The sequence below is a fragment of the Vibrio sp. R12-SW3-ISO1 genome (assembly GCF_059834005.1).
This window is the reverse complement of record NZ_JCBDGK010000015.1, coordinates 163,844-177,139: the sequence shown is the minus strand read 5'-3', so window position 1 is coordinate 177,139 and position 13,296 is coordinate 163,844. Positions and strand designations below refer to the sequence as shown.

The 13,296-nt window shown below is 51.2% G+C and carries 10 protein-coding genes; 6 read left to right on the top strand and 4 right to left on the bottom strand.

The window, feature by feature from the left end; all coding sequences use genetic code 11:
• Nucleotides 1-53: 53 nt before the first annotated feature.
• Nucleotides 54-1,826 carry an aspartate--tRNA ligase gene (gene aspS, locus AC6R0R_RS04480; protein ID WP_500625835.1) on the bottom strand — a complete coding sequence of 591 codons (1,773 nt, stop codon included), beginning with the start codon at nt 1,824-1,826 and terminating at the stop codon, nt 54-56.
• Between the two features lie 269 nt (nt 1,827-2,095).
• Between aspS and AC6R0R_RS04475 the strand changes: the two genes are divergently transcribed.
• From AC6R0R_RS04475 to AC6R0R_RS04450, 6 genes are all read left to right on the top strand, one after another.
• Entirely contained in the window at nt 2,096-2,977 is an 882-nt protein-coding gene (locus tag AC6R0R_RS04475) for a DUF72 domain-containing protein (protein ID WP_500625834.1), read from the top strand.
• Between the two features lie 102 nt (nt 2,978-3,079).
• Nucleotides 3,080-3,817: a carboxy-S-adenosyl-L-methionine synthase CmoA gene (gene cmoA, locus AC6R0R_RS04470; protein ID WP_487902693.1), complete on the top strand. Its 738-nt coding sequence runs from the start codon at nt 3,080-3,082 to the stop codon at nt 3,815-3,817.
• Nucleotides 3,818-3,957: 140 nt separating this feature from the next.
• Entirely contained in the window at nt 3,958-4,932 is a 975-nt protein-coding gene (cmoB, locus tag AC6R0R_RS04465) for a tRNA 5-methoxyuridine(34)/uridine 5-oxyacetic acid(34) synthase CmoB (RefSeq protein ID WP_334551001.1), read from the top strand.
• A 160-nt stretch (nt 4,933-5,092) separates the two neighbouring features.
• A complete protein-coding gene (locus tag AC6R0R_RS04460) occupies nt 5,093-5,833 on the top strand; it encodes an ATP-dependent zinc protease family protein (protein ID WP_500625833.1) in 741 nt (246 codons plus the stop codon).
• A 12-nt stretch (nt 5,834-5,845) separates the two neighbouring features.
• Nucleotides 5,846-7,351, top strand: a complete 1,506-nt coding sequence (locus AC6R0R_RS04455; RefSeq protein WP_500625832.1) for an inactive transglutaminase family protein — start codon at nt 5,846-5,848, stop codon at nt 7,349-7,351.
• 3 nt (nt 7,352-7,354) lie between these two features.
• Entirely contained in the window at nt 7,355-8,332 is a 978-nt protein-coding gene (locus tag AC6R0R_RS04450; RefSeq protein WP_500625831.1) for an alpha-L-glutamate ligase-like protein, read from the top strand.
• 102 nt (nt 8,333-8,434) lie between these two features.
• Here AC6R0R_RS04450 and AC6R0R_RS04445 read toward each other — a convergent pair whose 3' ends face one another.
• The 3 genes from AC6R0R_RS04445 to AC6R0R_RS04435 all read right to left on the bottom strand — a co-directional run bounded on the left by AC6R0R_RS04445 (nt 8,435) and on the right by AC6R0R_RS04435 (nt 13,168).
• Nucleotides 8,435-10,069, bottom strand: a complete 1,635-nt coding sequence (locus tag AC6R0R_RS04445; RefSeq protein WP_500625895.1) for a GMC family oxidoreductase — start codon at nt 10,067-10,069, stop codon at nt 8,435-8,437.
• Nucleotides 10,069-11,616: a long-chain-fatty-acid--CoA ligase gene (locus tag AC6R0R_RS04440; RefSeq protein ID WP_500625830.1), complete on the bottom strand. Its 1,548-nt coding sequence runs from the start codon at nt 11,614-11,616 to the stop codon at nt 10,069-10,071. Before AC6R0R_RS04440 ends, AC6R0R_RS04445 begins: the two co-directional genes overlap by 1 nt.
• 94 nt (nt 11,617-11,710) lie before the next feature.
• Nucleotides 11,711-13,168, bottom strand: coding sequence for a coniferyl aldehyde dehydrogenase (locus AC6R0R_RS04435; protein WP_500625829.1), 1,458 nt, complete (start codon nt 13,166-13,168; stop codon nt 11,711-11,713).
• Between the last annotated feature and the right edge of the window lie 128 nt (nt 13,169-13,296).

The following is a 13,296-nucleotide window of genomic DNA, read 5'->3' as shown; positions in this document are numbered from 1 at the left end:
AAAAAATACCGCTCTATTGAGCGGTATTTTTGGTTTCGTCACCCGTAAAGGGATTACTCTTTATCTTTCGCTGCGGTCACTGCAATCGCTAGCTCTTCAAGCGCGGCAGGGTTAGCAAGGCTAGGCGCGTCGGTCAATAGACAAGCCGCTGCCGTCGTTTTCGGGAACGCAATCACATCACGGATGTTCTCGGTACCACACAACAGCATAACAAGACGGTCGAGACCAAATGCAAGCCCCGCGTGCGGCGGCGTACCAAATTTCAGTGCGTCCAATAGGAAGCCAAACTTCAGACGTTGCTCATCCGCATCGATACCAAGAATATCGAATACCGCCGCTTGCATCTCCGCGTTGTGGATACGAACAGAACCGCCGCCCACTTCGTAGCCGTTGAGTACCATGTCGTAGGCGTTAGAGTTCGCCGCTGCAGGGTTCGCTTTTAGCTCTTCTGCCGTCACACCGAGAGGCGATGTGAATGGGTGGTGCATCGCGTGCAAGTTGCCTTCGTCGTCTTCTTCAAACATTGGGAAGTCAACAACCCATAGAGGCGCCCAAGTGCCTTCTTTTGTCAGCTCTAGGTCTTTGCCCAATTTCAGACGCAGTGCACCCAGCGCTTCAGCCACGATGTTCGCTTTATCTGCGCCGAACAAAATAATGTCGCCAGATTCCGCTTGCGTGCGCTCAAGGATGCCATTGATCACCTCTTCGCTGAGGAATTTAGCCACAGGAGATTGGATACCTTCCATGCCCGCTGCGCGATCGTTGACCTTCATCCATGCCAAACCTTTCGCACCGTAGATACCAACAAACTCGCCGTAGCCGTCAATTTGCTTACGAGTGAGTGACGCACCGCCCGGTACACGAATCACAGCAACGCGGCCTTTCTCGTCATTGGCTGGACCAGAGAAGACTTTGAACTCAACGTCTTTCACTAGGTCAGCAACATCAACAAGCTCTAGTGGGTTACGTAGGTCAGGCTTGTCAGAGCCAAAACGGCGAATCGCTTCGCTAAATGGCATGACAGGGAACTCACCGAGGTCAACGTTCAGTAGCTCTAGCCACATGTCGCGAACCATTTTCTCTGTGGTTGCACGCACTTCGTCAGCGGTCATGAATGACGTTTCGATATCGATCTGAGTGAATTCAGGTTGACGGTCAGCACGCAAGTCTTCATCACGGAAACACTTAACGATTTGGTAGTAACGATCAAAACCCGACATCATCAGCAGCTGTTTAAATAGCTGTGGAGACTGAGGAAGCGCGTAGAAGCTGCCTTTGTGAACACGGCTTGGTACTAGGTAATCACGCGCACCTTCTGGTGTCGCTTTGGTCAGTACAGGTGTTTCGATGTCTAGGAAGCCGTTGTCGTCTAGGAAACGGCGAACAAAGCTAGACGCTTTCGCACGCAGCTTGATGCGGTCGCTCATTTCAGGGCGACGCAGGTCTAGGTAACGGTATTTTAGACGTTGTTCTTCCGAGTTCTTTTGGTTGAAGTCTAGAGGCAGAACGTCGCTGCGGTTGATGATCTCAAGACCTTTCGCAAGGACCTCAACCTCACCGGTGGCCATGTCTTTGTTGACTTGGCTTTCTGGACGAACACGCACTTCACCCGTTAGCTTGATACAGAATTCACTACGAAGGGTATTCGCCACTTCGTACGCGTCCGCCATGTCTGGATCCACCACTACCTGTACGATACCTTCGCGATCTCGCATATCGATAAAAATAAGACCGCCTAAATCACGGCGACGGTTTACCCAGCCGCACAGTTCTACAGTTTGTCCTGCTAGGGACTTGTTCAGGTGACCACAGTAATGGGTACGCATAATGAAATTCCCAATCTCTCTAGTAATAAGTTGATGACGCCCTAGCTGACTGCCGCCAGAGCAAAGGTCCATTTATACGCTGAAAGTCATTTTAAATCGACTGTTGCAGCGACAATTTATTGCGTTTTATCGTGCTTTGATGATTTTTACACCAACAAATGGCCAAAAAAGCCGATTTCGCCGTCAAATTGACCCGATTATAACGCCAGATTACCTTTTTCTTCAAAACTCTCGTAGAGTAGAGACATCCGATGCGTATTGAGGGGAATATGGACAAGTTACCGCTAAGATTAGGCTTGACGATGTGGTCAAACAACCACTGGCAGCAGGCGTTTTATGGTAGTGGCACGCAGGCCTCACAACGCCTTGAAAAGTATGCTGACGTGTTCCATACCGTTGAAGGTAACACCACGTTTTACGCCACGCCAACGCCATCGACCGTGAGCAACTGGAAAGCCGCCACGCACGATGATTTTCGCTTTACCTTTAAGCTTCCCAGAGCCATCACCCACCAGCATCAGTTGCAAGGCTGCCAAGCACTGCTCGCCGACTTTATGCGCATTATGGCGCCACTGATACCGCGCATTGGGCAATGGACTATTCAACTCCCCGCTGCCTTTGGACCGGAACACTTTTCACAGTTGACGACCTTCTGCGCCATGCTGCCACCGGACTTTCCCATCGGTGTTGAAGTGCGCCACCCCGCCTTTTTCGCCAAAGGTGACGCCGAAAAGCGACTCAATCAGTGGCTGCTGGAGCGCAATTGCGATCGCATCATTATGGACAGTCGCCCTGTTTTTTCGACTCAGCCAGACAGGCGCTCCCCCTTTTTTGCTGCCCTAATTGATGCCCAAGAGAAGAAACCGCGCGTTCCCGTGCACGCCATTGCCACCGGAGCGCATCCTATGGTGCGTTTTATTGGCCATCCTGATGAACCACTCAATGACGCTTTTTTTACTCCTTGGCTCGATAAATTGCCGCAGTGGATAGGTGAAGGAAAGCAGCCTTACCTGATGATCCATACCGCCGACAACCTGATTGCGCCCGAGCTAGCCGCGAAGCTCTATCGACGTTTGCAACAGCAGGTGTCATTGCCCGATTTAGCGCCATTTCCAAGCCAAGGCGACCACGCGCAAATATCAATGTTTTAAGTCACATGACAAGCGCGCAAAGATCTCATAAAATACGCGCCTTTTTTGACATCTGACGATGGCATGCTTGACTGTTTGCATCGGCCGTAGCGAGAGTGTGTGATGAACCCTAAGAGCAACCCAGATACCATTTTTTCGGCGCCAATCGACAAAATTGGTGACTTCACGTTTGATGAACGTGTCGCAGAAGTGTTCCCTGACATGATCCAGCGCTCGGTACCAGGCTACAGCAACATCATTTCAGCGATTGGCATGTTGGCCGAGCGCTTCGTTAAGCCTCACTCCAACATTTACGATTTAGGTTGTTCATTGGGTGCCGCGACCCTCTCTATGCGTCGCCACATCCAGCAAGAAGGCTGCAAGATTGTCGCTGTCGATAACTCGCAAGCCATGGTTGAGCGATGCAAACTGCACGTCAACGCCTATCGCAGCGATACGCCTGTTGAGGTGGTTGAAGCCGATATTCGACACATCGACATCGACAACGCGTCTGTGGTGGTCTTGAACTTCACGCTGCAATTTCTCTCACCACAAGACCGCTACAGTTTGCTAGAGAAGATTTACGCGGGTTTAAGACCTGGCGGTATTCTCATTTTGTCCGAGAAATTTGTCTTTGATGATGTCGGCGCCAACGAGCTATTAATTGATTTGCACCATGACTTTAAACGCGCCAATGGCTATAGCGAACTCGAGATCAGCCAAAAGCGCAGCGCGATTGAAAACGTCATGCGTCCTGATTCCATCAAAGCGCATAAAGAGCGCTTTGCCAAGATTGGCTTTAGTAGTTTTGACGTTTGGTTTCAGTGTTTTAACTTTGGTTCTATGTTCGCGATTAAGTAGTCATCACGCGCATATGGTGTCCATCAACGCATAGTGTTGTACGACACCCATTTTCACATTTGCACGCGCCGAGTCCCTAGAGGCCGCGAGCAACCTTAAACATCTAGGGACATGCCTTTATCAACGAGGACCTTGTTTTCATGTTTAATTTTGCCGATTTCTATCAACTCATCGCTCAAGACACGCGTCTGCAACCTTGGCTGAATGTTCTGCCACAGCAGTTGACCGATTGGCAAAATGCCGAACACGGTGACTTTGGCCGCTGGTTAAAAGCACTGAACAAGATCCCAGAAGGCGCGCCAGATCAAGTCGATATTAAACATTCGGTGACGTTGAGCAATGACACGCCATTCCATGAGGGCGAGTTAAAGAAACTCGAAAACTTACTGCGTACCTTCCACCCTTGGCGTAAAGGGCCGTACACCGTACACGGTATCCATATTGATACTGAGTGGCGCAGCGACTGGAAGTGGGATCGTGTCCTCCCTCATATCTCTCCACTGAAAAATCGCAGTGTGCTGGATGTCGGTTGTGGCAATGGCTATCACATGTGGCGCATGCTGGGCGAAGGCGCGCGTCTTACGGTCGGCATCGACCCATCACACCTGTTTTTGATCCAGTTTGAAGCGATTCGCAAACTGATGGGCGGTGATCAGCGAGCCCATCTTCTGCCGCTGGGTATAGAACAACTGCCAAAACTGGAAGCCTTTGATACCGTCTTTAGCATGGGTGTGCTCTACCATCGCCGCTCGCCGCTTGATCACTTGATCCAACTTAAAGATCAATTGGTGGCAGGCGGAGAGCTGGTGCTCGAAACTCTGGTTATCGAAGGCGATGAAACATCCGTATTGGTGCCGACATCTCGCTATGCACAGATGCGAAATGTGTACTTCTTCCCTTCCGCCAAAGCGCTTAAAGTCTGGCTGGAACTGGTTGGCTTTGAACAGGTGCGTATTGTGGATGAAAACGTCACAACCACCGGTGAACAGCGCACCACCGATTGGATGACGCATAACTCATTGCCAGACTATTTAGACCCAAGCGATCCGAGCAAAACCGTGGAAGGCTATCCGGCGCCACGACGTGCGATCTTAGTGGCGAAGAAACCCAACTAGGAATTCCGAATTTCTTAAAGATTTGACAATACGTTAACGCATTTTTGCTATCGAATCGTTACTCTCCAAACCCTTACTTTCTGCCGCCTAATACGCCCAGTCAGTAAGGGACTATTTCTTTGTTTTTATCTCTGTTTTACTGCCCAATTTAGGTTGATTAATGTTTTCAAGATTGACTCCGCTTGTCGCCCTTGCTGTGCTTTCAGGCTGCGCGACAACTGACGAAAAGCCGTACCATCAAGAAACACTCGCCGCGATTTCAGCGCAAGAAACCTCTCTTAATAACAAGCTCGAAAACATCGCCCTACAACTGAGCAATCAGTCCGACTACATCGAAAGCCTAGAGAGCCAAGTCTTGGTGTTAGGTGGTGAGGTGGGTGAACTGAAAAAACGCGTCAACACACCGAGAAAAGCACAAACCACACCCAAAGCGCCCACGCAGAAAATTGTCAAGGTTGACCCAAGTAACCGCATTGTGCTGGGAGAAATCGAGACGGTCACCATAGACAACGTCTCACAACGTTTTGACGCCCGAGTTGACACCGGCGCTGCGACCTCGTCACTCAATGCTGTCGACATTGCGGAGTTTGAGCGCAACGGCAAAAACTGGGTTCGCTTCCACCTCTCCGATGGTGTCACAGAGTTAAATGATGACAACTGGATCGAAGCGCCCGTGGTTCGCCATGTCAAAATTCGTCAATCCACCAATGAAGAACTGGAGCGACGAGTCGTGGTTGAACTTTGGGTCAAACTTGGAAAAATTCATGAAAAAGCGCAGTTTACATTGGCAGATCGCTCTCAAATGAGTCATCCTGTTCTTCTAGGTCGTGAATTTATCCGTGACATCGCCGTCGTCGATGTCAGCAAGAAGTACATTCACACGGAAGTTGCAAAAAAATAATAAGGTAACGGTATGACGTCAAAAGTCCCTTTTTATATTTCAGTGGTTGTCCTGATCTGCGTAGGGATTGCGCTGAGTCTATTTCGCCACCAGAGCTATGGTGTGCCTTGGACGCCAGGAGAAACGCGCCAAGTCTGGGATATCGAGGCTCGTATTGAATTTAATGCGCAAAATAAACCCGTCAAAGCCTCCCTTGCTGCGCCTCATACACAATCGGGTTTTACCCTGATTAGCGAGTCGTCGTCTTCTCCAGGCTATGGTGTTTCCTACATTGACACCGAAACTGGGCGACGTGCTGAGTGGTCCATTCGCCAAGCGAGCGGCGCGCAGACCATCTACTACAAAGCGCAGTTTTTGGTTGACCCGCAAGCCGACGTCGATCCGATTCCACCTGTTGCCGCCACCACCAAACCCACTTTCGATGGTCCTGTCGAAGCGGCGGCTAATGCATTGATTGAACTCGCTAATCAACGCTCTGCCGATGACATCACCTTTACCCGTGAACTGATCAAATCCATCAACGATTCAGACAGCCAGAACGCGGCGTTAATTCTCAATCGCATGTCTAAAGTTGAGGCGGTAAGCAAACTGCTCGCCTATGCGGATATCCCAAGTAAAGTCGTCGGTGTTATCGAGCTGGAAGATGGCCGTCGTCGCCAAAGCATTCAGCAGATGAACCAAGTGTGGGATGGCAAAAGTTGGGTGCTGTTCAACCCAAGCAAAGCGAGCCAAGTCACCGCAGAGAACATTCTGGTGTGGGATGAATCGAACGTCTCACTACTGGATTTGATTGGCGGTCAAAACAGTCAAGTCCACTTCTCCATGATTGCTCAGGAAGTCTCGCCGTCTCAAGCGACGATGGACAAAGTGCAAGCCGACGGTTTACTCAACTTCTCTATTCATAGCTTGCCACTAGAAGAGCAAGCCATGTTCAAAACCATCATGCTGATCCCAATTGGCGCCTTGATTGTGGTTTTCTTACGCGTGCTGATTGGTCTGAAAACCTCCGGCACCTTTATGCCCGTTCTGATTGCGGTCGCCTTTGTGCAAACTCAGCTTGTGACCGGTATTGTCGGCTTCCTATTGATCGTCGGTACTGGCTTGGTTATCCGCAGCTATCTCTCTAAGCTCAACCTGCTTTTGGTGGCGCGGATTTCGGCGGTCATCATCACGGTGATTATGATCATCTCGGTGTTTACCGTGGTGGCATTTAAGATTGGCTTGACCGAAGGTCTCTCGATCACCTTCTTCCCAATGATCATCCTATCTTGGACCATTGAACGCATGTCGATTCTCTGGGAAGAGGAAGGCGCTAAAGAGGTAGTATTGCAAGGTGGGGGCTCGCTACTGACTGCTGTACTGGTCTACCTAGCGATGACCAACCCTTACATTCAACACCTGACCTTTAACTTTATTGGTCTGCAACTGATCGTACTGGGCGGTATTTTGTTACTCGGTACCTACACTGGATACCGTCTGACTGAGCTGCGTCGCTTTAAGCCATTAGCGGAGGACTGAACGATGTTTTCACGTTTTACCTCTCCGAGTAAGCTGCGCCACAAGGGCATTATGGGCATGAACCAACGTAACCACAGTTACATTGGTCGCTACAATGACCGTTCAAAATACCCCTTGGTGGACGATAAGCTGAAAACCAAGATCATTGCCGAGATGCATGGCGCGACGACACCGAAGCTTATCGGCGTTATCAGTAACCAAGCCGAAGTCAAACGTATTCACAATATGGTGCTCGATTGGCCTGGTTTTGTTATCAAGCCAGCACAAGGCAGTGGCGGTAAGGGGATCCTTGTTATCACCTCTCATAAGGATGGCGTCTACACCAAACCTTCTGGTGCCACCATCAATAAAGAAGATGTCGAACGCCATATCAGTAATGCCCTGGCGGGGCTCTTCTCGCTCGGCGGCAAGAACGATGTCGCCGTGGTTGAAAACCTGATCAAATTTGATGATTGCTTTGATGGCTTTAGCTACGAAGGGGTGCCCGATGTACGCATCATCGTATTTAAAGGCTACCCAGTGATGGCTATGATGCGCTGCTCGACCGCTGCGTCTGATGGTAAAGCGAACTTGCACCAAGGCGCCGTGGGCGTCGGGATAGATATTGCAACCGGCCGTGCGGTGCGAGCGGTGCAGTTTGACCAACCGATTACTCATCACCCAGACACCGGCAAAGAGCTGGCGACCCTACAAGTGCCTCATTGGGAGCGCCTTCTGGTGCTGGCTTCTAGTGCTTGGGAGATGACCGGTCTCGGTTACATGGGCACCGACATGGTGCTTGACAAAGAAGAGGGGCCAATGGTGCTCGAGCTCAACGCGCGCCCCGGTCTGGCGATTCAGATCGCGAACGGCAGCGGACTGCTACCAAGGCTTCGTCACATTGAAAACATGGGCACCACTATCCGCTACCCTTCGCCGGAAGAGCGCGTTGCCTATGCCGCGAAACAGTTTGGAATTTTCGCCAACGAAATTCCTGCTTGATTCCTTAATGTCTAAGTTGCCTTAAACCTCCAATAAAAAATAGCCGCTTAGCGGCTATTTTTGTTTCTGGTCTTTTGTTTCTTGTCGACCTCGGGTGTCACATTAGCTCGCGGCGCGCACGTCAGGGGCAGACTGCAGGCCATATTGACGTTGAATTTTATCCGCAGCTTGCTCAGCAATCATGATGGTCGGGGCGTTGGTGTTAGCCCCCACCAAGGTCGGCATCACCGACGCATCCACGACCCGCAGTCCTTCTAAGCCGTGCACCTTGAGGTCGGCGTCCACTACCGCATACTCATCGCTGCTGGGCCCCATTTTACAAGTACCGACTGGGTGATACTGGGTATCGGCGCGATTGCGAATGTCTTGTTCGATTTGCGCATCATCGGTGATATCGACCGGATAAAAGTTCTCCCCTCTCACCTCGTCAAACGCACGGCTGTTTAGCATGCGATGCTGCAACTTCCAGCCACGCTTCATCACTTCCATATCGTCTGGATCAGCAAAAAATTGCGGATCAATTAATGGGGCGTGAGTCGGATCAGCGCTCGCCAACTTAACGGTGCCACGGCTTTTCGGCCTTAGCACAGTGACATGGCAACTGAAGCCGTGACTGGTGTGGATTTTTCTTGCGTGGTCATCGACCACCGCGACCACAAACACAAACTCAAGGTCCGGCACATCGAGCTCAGGTTCGGAGTACGCGAACGCAATTCCTTCGGCAAAGTTGCTGCTGAGCTTACCTTTGCGCTCAGACACCCACTCTGGCAGCGCCTTGCTCATCTCAGCCGCCATCGAGAGCGACACACCAAAGGTCTCTTTCTTGGCGCTGGTTTTATAGCTATGGACAAGGTCGATGTGATCTTGCAAGTTTTCCCCCACACCGGGTAGATGGTGGTGATGCGTCAGCCCGTGCGGTTCAACATCGCTCTTGGCGCCTATGCCCGACAACAGCATAATTTGCGGCGAACCAAAGGCTCCAGCACTCAAAATCACCTCTTTGCGCGCTCGAATTTGGTACACCTTACCCTTGTGCTGGTACTCCACACCCACCGCACGCTTCTCTTCAAGCAGCACTTTTCGGGTCGTGGCTCGGGTAATCACGGTAAGATTTGAGCGATGTAAGTTCGGCGTGAGATACCCTTTTGCCGCGCTGCAGCGTTCACCGTTTTTTTGCGTCACCTGGGTGACCATAGCGCCAAACTGCTCTGCACCATTGATGTCATGATTTCTTGGCACCCCGATGGATTCACACCCATCAAGAAAACGCTCTAGTAGCGGACTCGGTGAACGCAAGTTGCTGACGTTAAGCGGTCCACCTTGTCCATGATACGCGTCGACGTGCTGCTCATTATGCTCTGCCTTTTTAAAGTACGGCAGGCAATCGTTGTAGCTCCAGCCGGGATTGCCTAGGCTTGACCAAAGGTCGTAATCATAGCGATGGCCGCGTGCGTACATCATGGCGTTGATGGAGCTTGAACCACCGAGAGTTTTTCCACGTGGCTGATAGCCTTTGCGACCATTTAGACCCAGCTGAGGCACTGTCTCAAACGCCCAGTTATTGATTTTAGTGGGCATCATCGCCACCGCGCCTACCGGTGTGTGGATCACCGCGCTGCTGTCTTTACCGCCAGCCTCAATTAAGCACACGCTGATGCTAGGGTCTTCACTTAAACGTGACGCCATCACGCAGCCAGCCGAGCCGCCGCCGACCACAATAAAATCGTATTCCATGATCACGCCTCCTCGGCATCACATGGATGCAGCTCCCGTTTGAGAATTTTACCCGTCGCTGTCATTGGCAAAGATTGACGAACAAATATGCGGCGCGGGTATTTGTACTCTGCCAACTGCTCACGGCACCACTGAACCAGTGTGTCCGCGTCGAGGTCACTGTCATGTTTTAACGTCACGTGGGCGTGGATCTCTTCACCCAAACGCTCATCAGGCTCACCAACTACTGCCACCATCTCAATCGCGGGGTGGCACATCATCACTTCTTCAATTTCACGTGGGTAGACGTTGTATCCGCCGCGAATGATCATGTCTTTCACTCGATCGACGATAAAGAGGTTTTGCTGCTCGTCTAAACGGCCAATATCCCCGGTTTTAAACCAGCCATCTTGAATCACTTCTGCGGTGGCATCTTCGCGGCGGTAGTAACCTTTCATCACACTCGGGCTTTTTACGCAGATTTCACCCAGTTCTCCACTCGGCACGCGATTGCCCTCTAAATCGATCACTTTCACCATGTGGCCACACAGTGGCTGACCGACACTGCCCGGCAGGCGCTCACCGTCAATGTGGTTGAACGTCGCCACTGGTGCGGTTTCGGAGAGGCCATAACCTTCAAGGATAGGCACTTCAAACAGCGCCTCAAACTGGCGCAGCACTTCAACCGGTAGTGAAGCACCGCCTGACACGCCCAGGCGCAAACTCTCTTTCAGTTTGTACGCCACTTCGGTATCCGCTTGCCCAGCGCTGAGCAGCGCAATGTACATGGTAGGCACACCAGCAAACACGCTGACTTTGTGGCTAATAATGTCTTCAATGACCTGCTTAGGATCAAAGCGAGGCACCAGCACCATACAACCACCAATCATCAAGGTGGCGTTCATCATCACCGTCTGACCAAAACTGTGGAAGAGCGGCAAGGTGGCGATGGTGGTGTCATCACGTTGCAAGCGCATCAAGTTTTGTGATGCCATCGCATTGGTGAGCATGTTGGTGTGTGACAGCTCTGCCCCTTTAGGCTGCCCTGTCGTACCTGAGGTATAAAGAATAACCGCACTGTCATCGCCTTGACGCACAATCGACTCCAGCGGCTCGACGTCCGATGCCAACCACGCTTCCAACGAATGCTCGCCCACTTTGCCTTGTGGCATGGCGATATAGTGCTGACAGCCATGCGCGGCATGAAAACCGTCTCGGCCGTATTGGCCCATCGGCAGCGCGTCGTTACCATCGAAACAGAGATACGCTTTGGCCTGTGAATCATTAAGGTGATAAGCAATTTCGCGCGCTTTAAAGAGCACATTCATCGGCACCACCACGCACCCAGCTTTTAAAATGCCGTAATAGGCCACCGGAAAGTAGTGAATATTGGGGCACGATAGCGCGACTTTATCCCCCGGCTCGAGACCAAGATCAGCCAAGTGACGCGCCACCTTACCCGCCATGATGTCGAGCTGTTGGTAGGTGATAACGTTGTTCGCCAGTTTGAGCGCAGGATGAGAAGCAAAGAGCGCGGCATTACGCTCCAGATTGACAGCCAAGTTGTGCATGCGGGATCTCCTTATCTTAGCCGCATCAAGACGATGCGGCCCGTAAGTTTGTTATTGTGTGTAGGGTATTCCCCTTCTCGGGGAGAGGGTCGATTTAAACCGTTGGGTCGGATTTGCCAACAAATAGCTTCACCACGAGCTTCTGAACCCAAGTGCCGTAGGGAGGTGAAAACAACGAAATAGGGAACCACTCGCGCATTTGCAGTACGCTGCGCGCGTGGCTAAGCTCGCGAAATCCTTCTTCGCCGTGGTAGTTACCGATACCTGAATTGCCTATGCCGCCAAACGGGACCGAGTGGTTGAGGACATGCCAGCCCCAATCGTTCACGGTGACGCCGCCACTGTGTGTTTGGCGGAGAATGTCATCGCGCAGCGAACCACTGTGGGTAAACAAATAGCAAGCAAGCGGTCTAGGTCGATTGTTGATGTACTCAACCACCTGCTCGATGTTTTTGTAGCTGTGCACCGGAAGCAGTGGGCCAAAGATCTCTTCCTGGCAAATACGCATATCGCTGCTGAGATTCGTGGCAATATAAAGCGGCGTCTTGCGCCCTTCCCCTTCAGGCAAACATTGAATGATGTTGGCGCCTTTTTGCTTCGCGTCCTCGAGCAGCGCATGGAAGCGTTGATGTTGTGGCTCATCCACTAAAGAGGTGTAATCAGCATTGCCACTGATTTGCTGATACATAGCTACATGGGCATCACGCAGCGCGTCGACAAACGCCTCTAGCTTGCTCTCATGGACAAACGCATAATCGGGAGCGATACAAATTTGCCCTGAGTTAAAGCCTTTGCCATGCGCCAAACGCTTCGCCGCTTTGGTGACGTCATAATCCTGCGCCACGATAGCTGGGGACTTACCGCCGAGCTCCAATGTGACTGGCGTTAAGTTGGCCGCAGCATTGGCCATAATGATCTTGCCGCTATTGGGCGAACCGGTGAACACCAAGTGATTGAACGGCAGATGCGATATGTCCATCGCTTGCGGGTGATCGCCGGGGACAATGCGCACTAAATCGTTTGAATAAATTTCCGCCAACATTTGGCTCAATACGCGGGTGGTATTGGGACAGTTGGGCGGCATTTTGATCATGCAGCGATTACCCGCAGCCAATGCGGTGATCATAGGGCCAATAGAGAGATAAACCGGAAAGTTCCACGGACAAATAATGCCCACCACCCCTTTAGGTTGGTAGCGTACTTGCAATTTGTTGCCTTTAAATAACCACTCCGTCGGGCGACGCTTGGCTTTCATCCAACCTTTCAAGTGACGAAGAACATGGTTGATGTCCAATATCGGCGCCAACACATCCGCCATCTTAGATTCGGTTTCACTACGCCCACCAAAATCATCACTCATCGCTTGGGCTAATCTATCTTGATAGCGGCGCAACTGAGTTTTCAATGCCACTAAACGCTGCTTACGCACATCCAGTGACGGCATGGGTTCGTTGCGATAGGCCGCGCTCAACGCATCAAACCACTGCTGTAGATCTTGGTCTGAGGGTGAAATAACATCATGAGGTGTTTGAGGGTGTACTAATGCATTCATAATCGATTCTCGTGGTACTGATATAAGCATTACAACATTTTGTTAACATGCCACCTAGGTGGCAAACAGACAAAAAACGGTGAATTTCGGACAAAACTGCGAGACTGATGACAACATCACAGCCTAAT